This is a genomic window from Sphaerotilus microaerophilus, from assembly GCF_023734135.1.
Lineage (GTDB): Bacteria > Pseudomonadota > Gammaproteobacteria > Burkholderiales > Burkholderiaceae_C > Sphaerotilus > Sphaerotilus microaerophilus.
Window position 1 is genome coordinate 5,384,613 of the sequence record NZ_AP025730.1, and the last position, 18,063, is coordinate 5,402,675.

General features: G+C 68.1%; 14 protein-coding genes. All 14 read right to left on the reverse strand.

The genetic code is table 11. The annotated features are described in order from the left end of the window. A complete protein-coding gene (gene ubiU, locus NGK70_RS23170) occupies nucleotides 1-1,014 on the reverse strand; it encodes a ubiquinone anaerobic biosynthesis protein UbiU (RefSeq protein WP_251970809.1) in 1,014 nt (337 codons plus the stop codon). A gap of 194 nt (nucleotides 1,015-1,208) precedes the next feature. Then, a complete protein-coding gene (locus NGK70_RS23175; RefSeq protein ID WP_251970810.1) occupies nucleotides 1,209-2,087 on the reverse strand; it encodes a Crp/Fnr family transcriptional regulator in 879 nt (292 codons plus the stop codon). A 34-nt stretch (nucleotides 2,088-2,121) separates the two neighbouring features. After that, nucleotides 2,122-2,931: a peptidylprolyl isomerase gene (locus tag NGK70_RS23180; RefSeq protein ID WP_251970811.1), complete on the reverse strand. Its 810-nt coding sequence runs from the start codon at nucleotides 2,929-2,931 to the stop codon at nucleotides 2,122-2,124. Between the two features lie 54 nt (nucleotides 2,932-2,985). Then, the gene (gene narI, locus NGK70_RS23185; RefSeq protein WP_251970812.1) at nucleotides 2,986-3,711 is read right to left on the reverse strand and encodes a respiratory nitrate reductase subunit gamma; all 726 of its coding nucleotides are present in this window, start codon (nucleotides 3,709-3,711) and stop codon (nucleotides 2,986-2,988) included. Next, nucleotides 3,708-4,421 carry a nitrate reductase molybdenum cofactor assembly chaperone gene (narJ, locus tag NGK70_RS23190; RefSeq protein ID WP_251970813.1) on the reverse strand — a complete coding sequence of 238 codons (714 nt, stop codon included), beginning with the start codon at nucleotides 4,419-4,421 and terminating at the stop codon, nucleotides 3,708-3,710. Before narJ ends, narI begins: the two co-directional genes overlap by 4 nt. A gap of 1 nt (nucleotide 4,422) precedes the next feature. Then, nucleotides 4,423-5,955 (reverse strand): nitrate reductase subunit beta, encoded by a 1,533-nt coding sequence (narH, locus tag NGK70_RS23195; RefSeq protein ID WP_251970814.1) that lies wholly within the window; start codon nucleotides 5,953-5,955, stop codon nucleotides 4,423-4,425. Further along, complete coding sequence (locus tag NGK70_RS23200; RefSeq protein WP_251970815.1) at nucleotides 5,952-9,749, reverse strand: nitrate reductase subunit alpha; 3,798 nt, start codon at nucleotides 9,747-9,749, stop codon at nucleotides 5,952-5,954. Before NGK70_RS23200 ends, narH begins: the two co-directional genes overlap by 4 nt. 63 nt (nucleotides 9,750-9,812) lie before the next feature. Beyond that, complete coding sequence (locus tag NGK70_RS23205) at nucleotides 9,813-11,468, reverse strand: MFS transporter (protein WP_251970816.1); 1,656 nt, start codon at nucleotides 11,466-11,468, stop codon at nucleotides 9,813-9,815. A gap of 40 nt (nucleotides 11,469-11,508) precedes the next feature. After that, nucleotides 11,509-12,777 carry an MFS transporter gene (locus NGK70_RS23210; protein WP_251970817.1) on the reverse strand — a complete coding sequence of 423 codons (1,269 nt, stop codon included), beginning with the start codon at nucleotides 12,775-12,777 and terminating at the stop codon, nucleotides 11,509-11,511. A 199-nt stretch (nucleotides 12,778-12,976) separates the two neighbouring features. Further along, a complete protein-coding gene (locus tag NGK70_RS23215) occupies nucleotides 12,977-13,651 on the reverse strand; it encodes a response regulator (protein WP_251970818.1) in 675 nt (224 codons plus the stop codon). An 11-nt stretch (nucleotides 13,652-13,662) separates the two neighbouring features. Then, complete coding sequence (locus NGK70_RS23220; RefSeq protein ID WP_251970819.1) at nucleotides 13,663-15,636, reverse strand: type IV pili methyl-accepting chemotaxis transducer N-terminal domain-containing protein; 1,974 nt, start codon at nucleotides 15,634-15,636, stop codon at nucleotides 13,663-13,665. A 116-nt stretch (nucleotides 15,637-15,752) separates the two neighbouring features. Continuing rightward, the gene (gene ytfE / locus NGK70_RS23225; protein WP_251970820.1) at nucleotides 15,753-16,487 is read right to left on the reverse strand and encodes an iron-sulfur cluster repair protein YtfE; all 735 of its coding nucleotides are present in this window, start codon (nucleotides 16,485-16,487) and stop codon (nucleotides 15,753-15,755) included. Between the two features lie 51 nt (nucleotides 16,488-16,538). Beyond that, the gene (locus NGK70_RS23230) at nucleotides 16,539-17,525 is read right to left on the reverse strand and encodes a radical SAM/SPASM domain-containing protein (protein ID WP_251970821.1); all 987 of its coding nucleotides are present in this window, start codon (nucleotides 17,523-17,525) and stop codon (nucleotides 16,539-16,541) included. A gap of 169 nt (nucleotides 17,526-17,694) precedes the next feature. Beyond that, nucleotides 17,695-18,051: a TusE/DsrC/DsvC family sulfur relay protein gene (locus NGK70_RS23235; protein WP_251970822.1), complete on the reverse strand. Its 357-nt coding sequence runs from the start codon at nucleotides 18,049-18,051 to the stop codon at nucleotides 17,695-17,697. Nucleotides 18,052-18,063 lie beyond the last annotated feature (12 nt).

An 18,063-nucleotide genomic window follows, 5' to 3' on the forward strand; every position in this document is an offset into this window, starting at 1 on the left:
TCATCGCCAGGGTCGGTCGTAGGCGCCGAGGGTGTGTTGCTGGCCCTCGGCGTGGCGCGCCAGGGTGTGGCTCCATTCCGGCGCCACCTGGTAGCGCTCGGGCGCGACAGCCGCGCGGTCAATGGCGGCACGCCAGACGCGCGTGACCTGCTCGACGTAGGCCGCACTGCGCTGGCGGCCCTCGATCTTGATGGCCGCCACGCCCATGCCGATCAGCTGCGGCAGCACATCCAGGGTGTTCAGGCTGGTCGGCTCCTCCAGCGCGTACCCGCGCCGGCCGTCGACCACGAAGCGGCCCTTGCACAGCGTCGGGTAGCCACGCGCCTCGTCCGGGGCGTAGACGTCGATCAGCACGTCGTTCAGGCGGGCCTGCACGCCGCGGGCGTCCTCGCTCCAGCGCACCGCCGAGGCGGGCGAGCAGACCCCGGCGTTGTTGGGCGAGCAGCCGGTGGCCCAGGAGGACAGCGCGCAGCGGCCCTCGACCATCACGCACAGGCTGCCGAAGCCGAACACCTCGATGTCCACCTCGGTGCGCTCGATCACCTGCGCCACCTGCTGCAGCGTCAGCACGCGCGGCAGCACGGCGCGCTGGATGCCGTAGCGCTCACGGTAGAACTCGATCGCCGCGTGGCTGGTGGCCGAGGCCTGCACCGACAGGTGCAGGCGCAGCTGCGGGTGCCGGCGGCGGCACCAGGCCATCACCGCGGTGTCGGCCACGATCAGCGCATCCGCGCCCAGCGCCACCGCCTTGTCCGCAGCTCGAAACCAGGGCGAGGGGTCGCGCGCCGCAGCAAAGGTGTTCAGCGCCATCAGCACCTGGGCGCCACGGGCATGGGCATGGGCCACGCCGGCCTGCACCTGGGCGTCGTCGAAGTTCAGGCCGGCGAAGTTGCGCGCATTGGTGGCGTCCTTCAGGCCGAGGTAAACGGCGTCGGCGCCAGCATCCACGGCGCACTGCAGGGCGCGCAGGGAGCCGGCCGGGCAGACCAGCTGGGGTTTGCGGGGTGGGGACATGATGAGTCGGACGTTGACCCGGGCGGGCCGGCACGAGGCCACAGCCGTGGCACACGGAGGACGCACACCGGAGGACAGCAGTCCCCCCGATGCGGTCCATCCAGAAGGTGAGCGGGATTCTGGGTGGCGCGCAACGTGTGGATTTGCGGCGGGTCAACTCCCGCCTCGCCGACCGGCGGCGCGCTTGCGCAAGCTCAACCCGGCGACGCCCCGACGCGACGACGTGCCGAAAAGGACTGGCGAGCGCTGACGCTCCCCACGGATGGCCAGGCAATGCAACCCAGCGCGTCGACATCCAGCACGGTCAGCGCATAGCCCTCCACCTGCACGATGCCGGCATCGGACAGCTTTCGCAGTGCGCGCGAGAAGGTCTCCGAGGTGGTTCCCAATTGCGCGGCGATCGACTGCTTCAGTTCGGTCAGCACCAGCCGCAACGGCTGGTCGTTGCCACGCGCCTCCAGGCGGCGCAGCAACCAACGGGCCAGGCGCGCCGGCACGTCGGCGGTCACGACGTCGTGCAGCGTGTCGCTGAGGCTTCGCACCCTCGTGGCGAGCAGCCTGCCGACGGCCTGCATGAGGGCGAGATCCTGGGCGCAGGCCTGGTGGAGCGCACTGACCGGCACCGCCAGCAGTTCGACGGGGGTACGGCACTGGGCCGCCTCGATCCAGGCCGCCGGCGCAGCCATGGCGCCGGCAACGTCCAGCCACTCTCCCGGGCCGATCAGGCGCTTCTCGGCAAAGAGGTCCTGCTCGGTCTGCCAGCCCAGTGCAATGCGCCCACGGCGCAGCAGCCACCAGGCGGGCACGGGCGCAGCCGGACTGGAGAGTTGGAGCGGACCGATCGGGTGGCGCACCACCAGGCTGTTCGTGCGCAGGGTGTCGAGCGACACCTCGGCAGGTTCGGCCGGGTCGAAGGCCCGGCGCAGCAGGGCGATGTCGGCTTCACCCTGCGCATTGCGGCGCCCCCCGGTGCCGACCGTCGTGGCAGGCGGCTGCGCCAGGGGAAGGCAGGCCATTGCCCGCAGACCGGAACGAGCCTCAGCGGCTGCGGCGGGAAAGGCAAAGGGTTGCATCGTCGCTCCGATCCTTCAATCTGTTGGGCAAGACTCACTGCAGCAAGGGGGTGTCGGCAGCATCCAGTTGCACCCCGACCACCTGTGCCTGGCCGGCCAGCAACTGCAGGTACTGGCGCAACGCCGTCGCCCAGGACTGCTGCTGCAGCGACAGCCGCACCGCTGCCCGCACCGACTCGAACGGTGCGACGGTACCGACTTCGCGGCGCAGCACCTCGACGACGTGCAGGCCGAAGCGGCTGTGCACCAGCCGCGGCAGCACACCCACCTCCTGGCCGCTGAACAGCTCGCGCGCCAGTTCCGGGGCGAGGTCCGGGGTCGTGACCCAGCCCAGGTGGCCGCCCTCCTGGGCGCTGGGGCAATTCGACAGCTCGGCGGCACGCCGACCGAAGAGGTCGTCGACCGATGCCTGCGCGTCGGCGGCGTCCGTGCAGCGCACCTCGAGCAGGACCTGCTCGGCGCGCTCGCGCAGGCGCCGTACATCGACCCCCGGCGTCACCGCGAAGAGGATGTGCCGCAGCAGCACCCGGTCGCCCTGACGGTAGGTCGCCTCGTGGGCCGCGTGGTGGCGCCGGCAAGCCGCCTCGTCCGGCTCGGCGCGGGTGAGCTCACGTTCGAGCAGCTGCTCGATGGCGTCGCTGGCGTCCGCGCTGAGCACGCCATCGGGGCTGGCGCTGTCCTCGATGCCGAGCAGGCCGGCCTCCTGCGCGGCCTGGCGCAGCAGTTCGCTGCAGGCACGCTGGCGCAGGGTCCCGGTGTCGGGTGCCTCACCCGGCAGGTGCAGCGCCACGCCATTGACGCTGGCCGGCTGGGTCAATACAGAAGCGGTGGAAGGGGTGGTCACTGCGGCTCCTCTCGAAGGTCGTTCGTGCTGGTGTACGCGGCCGTGCAAGACCGCTCAGATCACCCGGCGCGGGGTGTTGTGGCCTGCCGGCAGGTTCAGGCGACGAGCCCGCACCAGCTGGTAGGGCCGCAGCACATAGCCCAGCGAAGCAAAGCCGCTCCACACGTGCACCAGGCGGCTGAAGGGGAAGAGCAGGAAGATCGTCATGCCAAGCACCATGTGGACCTGGAAGTGCCACTCCACGCCGGCGACCAGGGCCGCATCGGGGTTCAGCGTGGCAATGCCTTGCAGGTAGGTGGCCAGTCTCAGCATGGTGACGGGCTCGGCCACGTGGTGCAGCGACGACGGCAGCGTGGACAGGCCCAGCGCCAGCTGCACCCACAGGATCACCAGGATGGCGATGTCGGTGCGGTGGCTGGTCAGCCGGATGCGCGGGTCGCTCAGCCGGCGGTGCAGCAGCAACGTCAGGCCGATGAAGCAGGCGGTGCCCGCCACGCCGCCGGCGACGACGGCCACCAACTGCTTCTGCGACGACGTCAGCAGCAGCCCATACACCGCATGTGGCGTCAGCTGGCCCAACAGGTGGCCGAAGAACAGGAACAGGATCCCGCCGTGGAACAGGTTGCTGCCCCAGCGCAGCTGACCGGTGCGCAGCAGCTGCGAGCTGTCACTCTTCCAGGTGTACTGGTCGCGGTCGAAGCGCGCCAGGCTGCCCATGAAGAACACTGCCAGGCAGATGTAGGGATAGACAACAAAGAGAAAGTTGTATGCGGTGCTCATGCGGAAGCTCCCGAACGCTGGGGATCAGAGCCGGCGGGGCGCCGGACGATGTGCACGGGCTTGGCGTCGCCCGGGCGTTCCTGGCCGGTGGAGTGGCAGCCGTCGAAGGCCGCGGGCTCCTCCCAGCTCTCGTCGATCGGCTCCTCGTCGGCGATCTGCACCGGCCGGGACGGCTCGCCCGCCAGGTCGAGCAGCGCGCCCATCACGCTGGCGTAACGGCTCTCGCGCTTTTCCAGTGCGTTGAAGATCACGTTGATCAGGTGGGCGATCTCGCCGAGGAAGCCGGTGGCCTCGCGCGGCGGCTGGGTCGAGGCGAACTCCAGCACCACCGGCAGGTGGTCGGGCATCTCGCCTTCGGCCAGGTACAGGTCGCCCTTCTCGTAGGTCTGCGCCAGGTCGATCATGGCCGGCCCCCGCTCGCGCGAGTCGCCGTGCACGTGCTCGAACAGGTGCAGCGAGGTGCGCCGGCCGCTGTCGAACAACTGCACGTAGTCGGCTTCGACATCCAGCGCATCGAGCCGGCCGAGTTGCGCCAGCAGCGCATCCAGCTCGGCCAGTCGCTGCTTCGACAGCGCCGCCTCGTCGTGCAGCGCCTGGCTCATGGCCGACAGGTTGGCACGCAACTCCGCATCCGGGTAACCCAGCAACCGGGCCAGCACACGCAGCGTACGCGACGCAGGCGGAGGGGACGCCTTGAACAGGTTGCCCATGTCAGATCTCCGCCTTGATGGGAATGGTGCGCTTCTTGTCGCTGCCGAACAGGCTGGTCTCACCCACGCCCTCCGAGCAGCCGTTGCCGAAGCTGAAGCCGCAGCCGCCGCGCACATTGAAGGCGTTCTCGGCGTACTCACGGTGCGTGGTGGGGATGACGAAGCGGTCCTCGTAGTTGGCGATCGCCATCACCTGGTACATGTCGTCGACCATGTGCTGGGTCAGGCCGACTTGGTCGAGCACCGCCTGGTTGTTGACGCCGTCCACGTGCTTGCTGCGGTTGTAGGCCCGCATCGCCAACATGCGCTCCAGGGCGTTCACCACCGGCACGGTGTCGCCGGCAGTCAGCAGGTTGGCCAGGTAGCGCACCGGGATGCGCAGCTGATTCACGTCCGGTATCTGGCCGTTGACGCCAATCTGGCCGGCATTGGCCGCCGAGGTGATCGGCGACAGCGGCGGGATGTACCAGACCATCGGCAGCGTGCGGTACTCGGGGTGCAGCGGCAGCGCGACCTTCCACTCCATCGCCATCTTGTAGACCGGGCTCTTGCGCGCAGCCTCCAGCCAGGCTTCGGGGATGCCGTCACGGCGGGCCTGCTCGATCACCTTGGGGTCGTGCGGGTCCAGGAAGACGTCGAGCTGGGCCTGATAGAGGTCACGGTCCTTCTCGACGCTGGCGGCCTCGGCGATGCGGTCGGCGTCATAGAGCAGCACGCCCAGGTAGCGGATGCGGCCCACGCAGGTTTCCGAGCACACCGTCGGCTGGCCCGACTCGATGCGCGGGTAGCAGAAGATGCACTTCTCGGCCTTGCCGCTCTTCCAGTTGTAGTAGATCTTCTTGTACGGGCAGCCCGAGACGCACATGCGCCAGCCGCGGCACTTGTCCTGGTCGATCAGGACGATGCCATCTTCCTCGCGCTTGTAGATGCTGCCGGACGGACACGATGCGACGCAGGCCGGGTTCAGGCAGTGTTCGCACAGGCGCGGCAGGTACATCATGAAGGTGTTCTCGAACTCCCCCACCATGGCCTTCTGCGCCGCATCGAAGCCCTCGAAATTCGCGTCCTTGCTGCGCTTGGAGAACTCGCCGCCGAGGATCTCCTCCCAGTTCGGACCCCAGACGATCTTGTCCATCTGCTGGCCGGTGATCAGGCTGCGCGGCCGGGCGGTCGGCGCGGCCTTCATCTCCGGCGCACTCTGCAGGTGGTCGTAGTCGAAGGTGAAGGGCTCGTAGTAGTCGTCGATCTCCGGCAGGTTCGGGTTGGCGAAGATCTTCATCAGCAGCTGCCACTTGCCCCCCTGGCGCGGGGCGATGCTGCCGTCGGCCTTGCGCACCCAGCCACCGTTCCACTTGGACTGGTTCTCCCACTCCTTGGGATAGCCGATGCCGGGCTTGGTCTCGACGTTGTTGAACCAGGCGTATTCGACGCCGGGACGGCTGGTCCAGACGTTCTTGCAGGTGACCGAACAGGTGTGGCAGCCGATGCACTTGTCCAGGTTCAGCACCATGCCGATTTGGGCGCGGACCTTCATGCGTTTTCTCCTTGGGCCTGGACGGTCGTGATGCGCTCGGCACCGACCGGCGTGTCCAGCCAGTCGACCTTCTTCATCTTGCGCACGATCACGAACTCGTCGCGGTTGGTACCGATGGTTCCGTAGTAGTTGAACCCGTAGCTGAGCTGCGCGTAGCCGCCGACCATGTGGGTGGGCTTGACGACGATGCGGGTGACCGAGTTGTGGATGCCACCGCGCACGTTCGTGATCTCGCTGCCGGGCGTGTTCACGATCTTTTCCTGCGCGTGGTACATCAGCGTCATGCCTTCATTGACGCGCTGACTGACCACCGCACGCGCAGCGATCGCCCCGTTGACGTTGAAGAGCTCGACCCAGTCGTTGTCCTCCACGCCGATCTTCTTGGCATCCACCTCGCTGAGCCAGATGATCGGGCCGCCCCGCGAGAGGGTCAGCATCATCAGGTTGTCGGTGTAGGTGGAGTGGATGCCCCACTTCTGGTGCGGTGTGATGAAGTTCAGCAGGATTTCCGGGTTGCCGTTGCCGCGCTGGTTGTGCAGTTCGGCGGTGGCCTTCACGTCCACCGGCGGGCGGTAGCTGGAGAAGCCCTCGCCGAAGGCGATCATCCAGGCGTGGTCCTGGTAGAACTGCTGGCGCCCGGTCAGCGTGCGCCAGGGGATCAGCTCGTGCACGTTGGTGTAGCCGGCGTTGTAGGAAACGGTCTCGCTTTCGATGCCGCTCCAGGTGGGCGAGCTGATGATCTTGCGCGGCTGCGCCTGCACATCGCGGTAGCGGATCTTCTCGTCCTCGCGGTACAGCGCCAGGTGGGTGTGGTCGCGGCCGGTGGCCTTGCCCAGCGCCTCCCAGGCCTTCACCGCCACGTGCCCGTTGGTCTCGGGGGCGAGCTGCAGGATCACCTCGGTGGCGTCGATGTCGGTCTCGATCTTCGGCATGCCCTTGGTCACGCCCTCGTCGCGCACCACACCGTTGAGCTCGCCGAGCTGCTTGACCTCGACCTGGGTGTTCCAGCCGATGCCCTTGCCGCCGTTGCCCAGCTTGTTCATCAAGGGGCCCAGCGCGGTGAAACGCTTGTAGACGTTCGGGTAGTCTCGCTCGACGATCGAGATCGAGGGCGCGGTCTTGCCCGGGATCAGTTCGCACTCGCCGCGCTTCCAGTCGGCCACGCCCAGCGGCTGGCCCAGCTCTCCCGGGGTGTCGTGCAGCAGCGGCGTGAGCACCACCTCCTGCTCGACGCCGAGGTGGCCGACGCAGAGCTCGCTGAACTTCCTGGCGAAGCCCTTGTAGATCTCCCAGTCGCTGCGGCTCTGCCAGGCCGGGTCCACCGCCGCGGACAGCGGGTGGATGAAGGGGTGCATGTCGCTGGTGTTGAGGTCGTTCTTCTCGTACCAGGTCGCCGCGGGCAGCACGATGTCCGAGTACAGGCAGGTCGTGCTCATGCGGAAGTCCAGCGTGACCAGCAGGTCGAGCTTGCCTTCCGGTGCCTGCGCGTGCCACTTCACCTCGGTGGGCTTGGCGTCTTGCGGACCCAGGTCCTTGCCCTGCACACCGTTGCTGGTGCCCAGCAGGTGCTTGAGGAAGTACTCGTGGCCCTTGCCGCTGGAGCCCAGGATGTTGCTGCGCCAGACGAACATGTTGCGCGGCCAGTTCTGCGGCGCATCCGGGTCGTGGCAGGCGAAGTCGATCTTGCCGGCCTTGATCGCGGCAACGGTGTAGTCCTTCGCATCGACGCCGGCGGCCTTGGCTTCACGCGCCAGCGTCAGCGGGTTGACGTTGAGCTGCGGCGTCGAGGGCAGCCAGCCCATGCGTTCGGCGCGCACGTTGAAGTCGATCGCGCTGCCCTTGTAGGCCTGCTTGTCGGCCAGTGGGGAGAGGATCTCGTCCATGCCCAGCTTCTCGTAGCGCCACTGGTCGGTGTGGGCGTAGAAGAAGCTGGTGCCGTTCTGCTGGCGCGGCGGGCGCAGCCAGTCCAGCGCGAAGGCCAGCGCGGTCCAGCCGGTCTGCGGGCGCAGCTTCTCCTGACCCACGTAGTGGGCCCAGCCGCCGCCGCTCTGGCCGATGCAGCCGCACATCATCAGCATGTTGATGACGCCGCGGTAGTTCATGTCGGCGTGGTACCAGTGGTTCATCGCCGCGCCGATGATCACCATGGCCTTGCCGTGGGTCTTCTCGGCCGTCTCGGCGAACTGGCGCGCCACCGTGATGACCTGCTGGCGCGGCACCCCGGTGATGCTCTCCTGCCAGGCCGGGGTGTAGGCGGCGTTGTCGTCGAAGCTCTTGGCACCGTCGCCCAGGCCGCGCTCGACGCCGTATTGCCCCACCTGCAGATCGAACACGGTGGCCACCCACGGGCCATCCGGCCCCAGGCGGGTGACCGGTACCTTGACGCGGCGGATCGCGCCGCCCTGCTTGTTGGACTTGAAGTGCGGGTTGACCACGCCGCCGAAATACGGGAAGGCGATCTCGGCCACCTGGTGCGCCGCGTTGCTGCCGTCGGCGTTGGCCTCCATCAACGACAGCTTGAGCGACACCTCCGCGTCCGCGCCGCCTTCCTTGGCTTCCAGGTTCCACTTGCCCTGGTCGGCCCGGCCGTCCGGGCCCCAGCGGAAGCCGATCGAGCCGTTGGGCACGACGACCTGACCGCTGGCGTCGAGGGCCACCGTCTTCCAGTCCGGGTTGTTGGTCTGGCCGAGCGAGTCGGCGAAGTCGGTGGCGCGCACGAAGCGCCCCGGCACCAGGGCGGTGCTGCCGTCCTCCAGTGTCTGTTGCTCGAGCTGCACGAGCAGCGGCAGGTCGGTGTAGCGGCGCGCGTAGTCGTCGAAGTACGGCGCGCGGCGGTCGAAGTAGAACTCCTTGAGGATGACGTGGCCCATGGCCATCGCCAGCGCCGCATCGGTGCCCTGCTTGGGGTGCATCCACAGGTCGGCCAGCTTGGCGACCTCGGAATAGTCGGGCGTCACCGCCACCGTCTTGGTGCCCTTGTAGCGCACCTCGGTGAAGAAGTGGGCGTCTGGCGTGCGGGTCTGCGGGACGTTGGAGCCCCAGGCAATGATGAAGCTGGAGTTGTACCAGTCGGCCGATTCCGGCACGTCGGTCTGCTCGCCCCAGATCTGCGGCGAGGAGGGAGGCAGGTCGCAATACCAGTCGTAGAAGCTCAGCGGCACGCCGCCGATCAGGCTGAGGTAGCGGCTGCCGGCGGCGTAGCTGACCATCGACATGGCCGGGATCGGCGAGAAGCCGACGATGCGGTCCGGCCCATGCTGCTTGGCGGTGTAGACGTTGGCCGCGGCGATGAGCTCGTTGACCTCGTCCCAGCTCGAGCGCACGAAGCCGCCCAGGCCCCGCACCTTCTGGTAGTCGCGGCGCTTGGCGGAGTCGGCCATCAGGGCGGCCCAGGCGTCCACCGGGGCATGCTTCAGGCGGGCCTCGCGCCAGTGCTTGAGCAGGCGACCGCGCACCATCGGGTGCTTGACGCGGTTGGCGCTGTACAGGTACCAGCTGTAGCTGGCGCCGCGCTGGCAGCCGCGCGGCTCATGGTTGGGCAGGTCCCAGCGGGTGCGCGGGTAGTCGGTCTGCTGGGTTTCCCAGGTGACGATGCCGCCCTTGACGTAGATCTTCCAGGAGCAGGAGCCGGTGCAGTTGGCGCCGTGGGTGGAGCGCACGATCTTGTCGTGCGCCCAGCGGTTGCGATAGGCGTCCTCCCAGGTCCGGTCTTCGCCGGTGGCGACGCCGTGACCGTTGGAGAAGCTTTCCTTGGGCAACGCGAAGTGATTGAGGCGGTCTAGAAAGTGACTCATCGTGTCCTCTTGAGAAAAGGGGGGCCGGCGGCCGGGCGCGGCTTCTGCGCCCGGGTGCGGCGATCAGGGGTTCTTCACGTAGGCGTTGCTGCGCAGGTAGAACCACCAGTTCAGGACCAGGCACAGCGCGTAGAAGACCGCGAATCCGTAGAAGGCCAGCTGCGGCGTGCCGCGCTTGATCTGGTCACCGATCACCACCGGGGCGATGAAGGCGCCATAGGCGGCCACCGCGGAGGTCCAGCCCAGCGCGGGGCCGGCCTGCTGGCGGTCGAACACCACACCGATGGTGCGGAAGGTGCTGCCGTTGCCGATGCCGCTGGCGAAGAACAGCAGCAGGATCAGGCCCAGGAAGGTCGGGAAGTACTGCTCCGGCGTGGCCGAGGCATAGGCCTGCGTCATCACCATGCCGGTGGCCACCGAGCCGCCCACCAGGATGGCCGAGATGATCTGTGTGACCAGCGAGCCGCCCCACTTGTCGGCGATCCAGCCACCCACGGGCCGCACCGCGGCGCCGATGAAGGGGCCGAGCCAGGCGTAGGTGAAGGCCGAGGGCGCGTTCGGGTTCTTCAGCGTGTGCTGCATCACGCCGTTGGCATCGGGCACGTGGCTGATGCCGAAGATCACCGTGATCGCCAGGGGCAGCGCCATCGAGAAGCCGATGAAGGAGCCGAAGGTGACGATGTACAGCGCCGTCATCGACCAGGTGTGCTTGTTCTTGAAGATCTCGAACTGCTTGGCGATGTTCTCCTTCATCGGGCCGAAGGCCGCCAGCTTCATCACCATCAGGGCGCAGACGATGTCCAGCGGCACCGCCACCCACATGTTGATCAGCCCGAGGCCGGTGGGCTTGGGCAGGTAGATGTACAAGATGGCGATCGAGGGCACGAACGCCAGCGAGTACAGGTAGATGATCTTGGCGAACGCCGTGAACGGGTTGCCGGTCGAGGGCGACACCGTCTTCAGGTTGTTCATGCCCCACCAGCAGGCGATCGACAGCGGCAGCAGCGAGATCACCCAGGCGAAACCAGCGTTCTGGATCCAGGTCGGCGTACCGGCCACGATCTTGCCGAGGATCCAGCCGCTGTCCTTCTTCAGCACCGTCGGGTCGCCACCCAGCGCGCCGAACAGCCCGACGGTCATCACCAGCGGGATGACGATCTGCATCGTGGTGACGCCGAAGTTGCCCAGCCCGCCGTTCAGGCCCAGGGCGGTGCCCTGCAGCCGCTTGGGAAAGAAGGTGCTGATGTTGGACATCGAGCTGGCGAAATTGCCGCCGCCCACGCCCGACCACAGCGCCATCAGCTGGAACACCCACAGTGGCCACTCCGGGTGCTGCAGCGCGATGCCCGTGCCGATGGCCGGCGACAGCAGCATCGCGGTGGTCAGGAAGACGGTGTTGCGCCCACCCGCCAGGCGCACCAGGAAGGACGCCGGGATGCGCATCGTCGCGCCGGAGATGCCGGCGATGGCCGTGAGCGTGAACAGCTCGGCCTGGGTGAAGGGGAACCCCAGGTTGAGCATCTGCACGCTGATGATGCCCCACATGCCCCAGACGGCGAAGCCGCACAGCAGCGCCGGCACCGACAGCCAGAGGTTGCGGTAGGCAATCGCCTTGCCGGTGCGGTTCCAGAAGGTGTCGTCCTCGGGGCGCCAGTCCTCGATGTCGGCGGCGCTGCGATGGCCGCTGCCGGCCGGCAGCGTGCTCGTGCGTGTGCTCATGAATGGTCTTCTAGGTTGGGAGGAAGCCGGTGCACCGGCGTCAGCGGGCGAAGGACTGCGTGAACGGCGCCACCGGCGCCTGGTGGCCCATCAGTTCGGTGCGGCGCACCTCGGTCCAGTACATCCAGATCAGCGAGACCCAGACCACGCCGTACAGCAGCATGAAGGCGCTGGAGCGCACCCCCGTCCAGTCCATCAGCGCGCCAAAGAGGATCGGCAGGATGAAGCCACCCATGCCTCCTGCCAGGCCGACGATGCCGCTGACCGTGCCGATGTTGGCGTGGTACTCGTCGCTGATGTACTTGAAGACGCTGGCCTTGCCGAAGGCCCAGGCAATCCCGAGTGCGAACATCAGCGCGGTGAAGCTGTAGACGTTCAGGCCGATGTGGAAGGTCCGCGCCCCGTTGACCGTCTGCACGGTGAAATCGGTCTGCGGGTAGCTCAGCAGGAACAGGCAGACCCAGCTGGCCCACATGACCCACCAGGTCACCGCGTGGGCGCCGAAGCGATCACTCAGCCAACCACCGATGGCGCGCAGCACGCCCCCGGGCAGGCTGAAGCAGGCCGCCAGCAGCGCGGCGCTGCGGATGTCCAGCCCGAACTCGCCGACGTAGTACTGCACCATCCACAGCGACAGCGCGACGTAGCCGCCGAAGACGATGCTGTAGTACTGGCAGTACTTCAGTACCTTCGGGTCCTTGAGCATCTTGAGCTGGTCGACGAACTTCACGTCGTGCGAGACGTGGTGGTCCGGGTCGCTGTGGCTGAACAACCAGAAGAGGACCAGCGTGCCCAGCATCACCGCGGCATAGACCTGCGGCACCATCGTCCAGCCGAAGGCCACCACCAGGCTGGGCGCGACGAACTTGTTGACCGCCGCCCCCGAGTTGCCGGCGCCGAACACGCCCATCGCAAAACCCTGTCGGTTCTTCGGAAACCAGCGCGCGACGTAGGGCGTGCCCACCGAGAACGCCCCGCCGGCCAGGCCGACGAACAGGCCGATCACGAGGAACTGCCAGTACTGCGTGGCGTAGCCCATCAGGAAGATCGGCGGCACGGTGACGGCCAGCAGCACGGCCAGCACGATGCGCCCACCGAAGCGGTCGGTCCAGATGCCCAGCGGCACGCGGATCAGCGAGCCGGTGAGCACCGGCATGGCGGTGAGCAGGCCGAACTCGGTCGCGTTCAGGCCAAGCTGCTTCTTCAGCGGGATGCCGATGACGCCAAACATCATCCACACCATGAAGCACACAGTGAAGGCCAGGGTGCTGACCACCAGCACCGACAGGGCCTGGGCTTGCTTGCTCATGAGAGCGTTCCTTTGGTTGCTCGGGCGTGCACAACGGGATGCACGACACGGACAATCCTAGGAACACCCCTGGCGAGCGAACATCCGCCGGAGGACGCGACGCAGCGCGGCGGATGGCCGATGCCGCCACACCGGGGCATAGTTCGAGAGAACTACCGGCTCCGCCGGCCGATCCGCACTTGAGTCAGATCAACCCGATTCAGCCCAGCCCCTGGCTGGACGCGATCACCGCCAACTGCACGCGTGAAGCGACGTCGAGCTTGCGCAGCAGGTGCTGCACATGGATCTTGACGGTCGACTCGGCGATGCCGAACTCCCGCGCGATCTCCTTGTTGGTGGCGCCCCGGCCGATCGCCCCCAGGATCTCGCGCTCGCGCGGCGACAACCCGTCCAGTGGCCCGATGGGCAGCAGGCTCGACACGCCCTCGGGCGCCGCAGCCGATTGACGGAAGACGGCCACCAGCTTGCCGGTCATCTCCGGCGCCACCACGGAGTCACCCCGCATGGCCCGCACGATGGCCTGGGCGAGTGCATCGCCCTCGATGGTCTTGAGCAGGTAGCCCGCCGCCCCGGCACGCAGTGCGGCGGCCAGGTCCTGCTCGTCTTCGCTCACGGTGAGCATGATCACGCGGGCATGCGGGCAGGCTTCCAGCAGCGCGGGAATCGCCTGGACACCCGCCACGCCGGGGAGGTGGTTGTCCAGCAGGATCACATCCGGTTGCAGGCGCTCGGCCTTGCGCTGTGCCTCGCCGGCATCGGCCGCGTCGCCCACCACCTCCAGCCCTGGCTCGCTGCCGAGCAGCGCCGTCAGGGCACGGCGGAACAACGTGTGGTCATCGACCACAAGCAAGCGGATCGTGGGTGGCGGGCTCATCACGGACTGGATCATGCCTGCTGCGTGGGCGCGGGTGGCACGCGGGGCGGCCCCTTCGCCGGCCCCTTCGTCGGCCCCTGAGACGACGCCGCAGCAGAGCCCTGTCCGGGCGGCAGGGTCAGCACCAGGCGGGTTCCACGGCCTGGCTGCGAATCGAGCGTCAGGGCTGCACACAGACGCTCGGCGCGCTCGCGCATGATGTGCAGGCCGACGTGGGTGTCACCGTCCACCGGTTCGGGCGATCCATCGCCCGGGTACACGAAGCCCACCCCGTCGTCGCGCACCTCGAAGCGCCACTGCGGCTGCTTCCAGACGTCGAGCCAGACATGCGACGCCGCGGCATGCTTGCGCACGTTCGACAGCGCCTCCTGCACGATGTGCAGCGCCTGCACCTGCACATCCGACGCCAGCGGCAGGCCGTGGCCATGCACCGTCAGGGTCGCCGGCACGCCGCTCTGGTGCTCGAACTTGCTGAGCGTGGCCTGCAGCGCCGGCTCGATGTCCTCCGTGTTCGTGCGGGTGCGGAAGTGCACCAGCAGCTCGCGCACGTCGCCGTGGCTCTCGTGCAAACCCAGCTCGATCTCGGCGAGTACCTCCGATATGCGCGGCAGGTCGTGCCGCGCCATCGCCTTGCGCATCAGCTGCGCCTGGATGTTCAGGAATGCCAGCGATTGGGCGATCGAGTCGTGCAGCTCACGCGCCAGGAAACCCCGCTCCTCGGCCACGGCCGCCTCGCGTTCCAGCGCGCGCAGGCGCAGGTTCTCCATGCCGCTGGCCAGGTGCGTGCAGATGGTTTCCAGCATCGCGCGGTCGGCGTCCGAGAGAGAGACCTCGGCGTGGAAGAACAGATTCAGCTCGCCCAGCAACCGCTCCTGCACACGGATCGGCACCGCCACGATGCTGGCCCAGCCCGCTCGTTCACAGTGCGAACGCCGCTCGCTGGGAACGCCTCGGATCGGGATCGTGCGGGTATCCGGTGCGCTGGTCAGGTGGCCGCAGAAGCACTCGTCGGCACGGATGCAATGTTCTTCCTCGGCCATCGAGGTCGGCAGCCCATCTCCAGCGAGCATGACGAACTGGGCCTTGCCCACATCGGCCCAGCGCAGGGCCGACGCATCGGCATGCGCCACCTCGCGCACCCGACGGCTGAACCCTGCCGCCAGCTCGGTCAGGTTGCCCGCGCGCGCCACCAGCACGCTGACGTCGTAGAGCGCCTGCAGCCGGGCCCGTTGATCCTCCAGCTCGGCGGTCTTCCTGCGAACGCGCTCCTCCAGATCGGCATAGGAAGCCTGCAGCCTCTCTGCCATCTCGTTGAAACCCACGGCCAGCGCTCCCAGCTCGTCGCTGGTGGTAGGTTGCACGCGCGTGGTGAGGTCACCCCCGCGCAGCGCAGCCACGGCATGCTTCAAGTCCGCCACAGGCTCGAGCACGAAGCGGTAGCCCACCATCATCAGCACCAGTGCGGCGATCACGCCGAGCATCAGCAGACCGATCTGCAGCAGATGCATGATGGCGGTGTAACGCGCCAGGTGCTTCTCGATGGCACTGACCAGGCGGTCGATGCGAAGCACCAGTTCCGCGGTGGCCTGGTCCAGTCGTGCGTGCGAGGTGTACAGCCCGGCCGGTTCATGCAGTGCCCGCAGGTCCTGCCACGCCGCCTTGGCGAGCAGGAAACGGTCCTGCACATCGGGGCCCTTGGGAACGAACAAGGGTCGGTCGACGTCGCCATGCTCCAGCAGCACGAAGCTGCGTTCGACCTCCTTCAGCAGTTCGATGCGGCGCGGCGCGGCGGCAACGTCCACGGTGGACCAGGCCAATCGATAGGCCTGCATGCGCAGGCGGCCGGCCTCGTTCACCGCGGCGGCCCCGCCGTCAAGCTGCCAGGACACCCACAGCGTCAGACCGGTCATCAACAACCCGGCCAGGATGAAGGGCACGCTGGTCAGCGCCAGCTTGGCGCCGAGGGTCCAGCGTTCAGCAACCATGCTCATCGCCCGACTGTAATGGGCCGCCAGCTCATGGCTGCGCGAAGCGGATCAGGCCACTGAGGGCGGCCTGGGATTCAGCACGGGGCTCGCCCTCCAGCCGGTGCCCGTTCCGGTCAGCCCCGGCCGCCGCCGCAGGAGCCGCAGCAGCCGCTCTGGCGGGCCGGTACTGCGCTGGCGACTTCCACCGTCTGGCCTTCGAACAGCACGTTGTTCTCCAGGTGGATGTGCTGCATCAGGTCCTCGCGCAGCACCTGCAGCCCGGCGATCAGGGCGCGCCAGGTGGTGCAGGCGCCCTCGGGCGGCGTGAGCCCCCCGGCCAGCTCGACCATGCGCGCCAGGGCGGCGCCGTGCAGGTCGTGCTCATCGCGCATCATCGCGATGGGCCCCGGGACAAAGGCCGCCGAGCCGTGCCGCAGCAGCGGGAACAGGATCTGCTCCTCCTTGAGCATGTGGTTGAGCAGGTCCTGCTGCATCGCCTCCAGGTGGTTGGTCAGCCCGCGCGGGCAGTCGGCGCTGTCGGCATGCACGGTCTCGACCTTGTTCGCCAGGCGGATCAGCTCGGGCAACTGGGCGCGGTGGCGTTCGTGGAAGCGCACCAGGATGTGGTCGATCAGCTCGCCCGCGCGGGCCTGGCGCCAGTCGCGCTCGCCGGCGGCCGGCTGGCGCTGCAGCTCGGCCAGTTCGGCCGCCACCGCCGCGGGATCCTCACCACGGCCCGCCGCCGCGGCGCGCAGGCTCTGGCGCCCGCCGCAGCAGAAGTCGAGGTGATGGCGGTGGAACACGGCCGTCGCGCCAGGGATGGCGCTCGCGAGGTCGCCCAGGGGACGGTCAAGCAGCAGTTCGGACATCGGTGGGTTCTCCAGGGTGAAGGGGCCGGGCACCGGTGGGCACCGCAGGCCTCAGCCACAGGCCACGCACTGCTCGCAGATCGTGCCACGCACGTCGCGGCGCAGGTGCGCGGCCCGCAGGGATTGAAAGGCCGGGCTGTTCCAGGCCTCCATGAAGGACAGCCGGGTGAGGTCACCCATGCTGAAACGCTGGTCGTGGTCGAAGCAGCAGGCACTGAGCCGGCCGTCGAAGGAAATGTGCCCCTCGGTGAAGATGCTCCAGCAGGGCAGCGGGTCACGCAGCGCAGCGGCCCGGCCGCGGTTGCCCTGCACGAAGCGCCACTCGTCGTTGTCGATCAGCGCCGCCTGGTTGTAGAGCGGCAGGGCGTAGACCTCGTCCAGGTACGGCCGCAGCGCGTCGATGTAGGCGTGGATGCGCTCGCCCTGCTCGCCGTCGTAGTCGATGTAGGAGCCGAACAGGCCGCAGCGGTGGCCACCTGCCTCGCGCAGCGCATGGGCCGCACGCACATGCTCGGCGATCTGCTCGAACAGGGGGCCCTTGACCCGCGCGATCGACTCGAACTGCGCCTGGTCCGCGTAGTTGAGCGAGAACTTCAGCGAGTCCAGCCCCGCGGCCATGCAGGCCTCGACCTTGTCGGGCGTGGACACCGAGCCGTTGGTGGTCAGGAAGACATAGTCGAAGCCGACCCGCTTGGCGCAGGCCACCGCCTCGGGCAGCCAGTCGCAGAGGAAGGATTCGCCCAGGTAGAACAGCCCCAGCTCCTCGACGCCGGCCGCGCGCATCTCGGGCAGGATGCGCTCGAAGAAGCCTCGGTCCATCTCCCCCACCTGGCGCAGGCGCTGGTTGTGGGCGCAGAACGAGCAGCGGAAGTTGCAGCGCCCCGTCAGCTCGATCTTCACCGAGCGCGGCGCAGGCGGTGTGGTGCTGCGCCAGGCCGGCGCGATCTCGGTGATGGCGTCGATGCGCGCGGTGATCGACGGCCGGATCGAGGGCCGGTTCGGTGACTGCAGCGTGGGCGGGAACGTGGGCGGGGACATGGGCGGCACTCCGGTCGGCGAGCGCCATTGTTCGGGCGATGTGCCCACGGTTTCCTTGAACTGTCACAAGGACGGGGTGGGCCCCGTCGCGGCGCTTGACCCGCGCCAAGCACTCCCGCACACAACTGGATTCAGTCTGCGGCCAGGCCGCCACGTCCCTTGCGCAGCGTCAACCCGTGCTCCAGGCACGCGGGCGCCGCATGCCGGCGATGCGGCAGGCCTGCGCCACATAGCCGTAGGGAAACAGCTCGAACAACCGCTGCCTCCCCTGTCCCGGATGGCGCTGCTCCAGCAGGCGCATCGCGTGGCGCGCATCGGCGATGACGCGGTGCTCCTCGTACCAGTCGCGCATGAAGCGCAGCACCTGCCAGTGCTCCTCCCCGAGCGCGATCCCCAGCTCGCTCGCCAGGGCCCGCGCCACCGGCTCGCTCCACGTATCGGGATCGACGAGGTAGCCCTCCTCGTCCCGGGCAGGCAGCGTCATCGCCTGCGCCTGGGTGGTTCCATCAGCCGCAGCATCGTCCATGTCCGTCTCCTC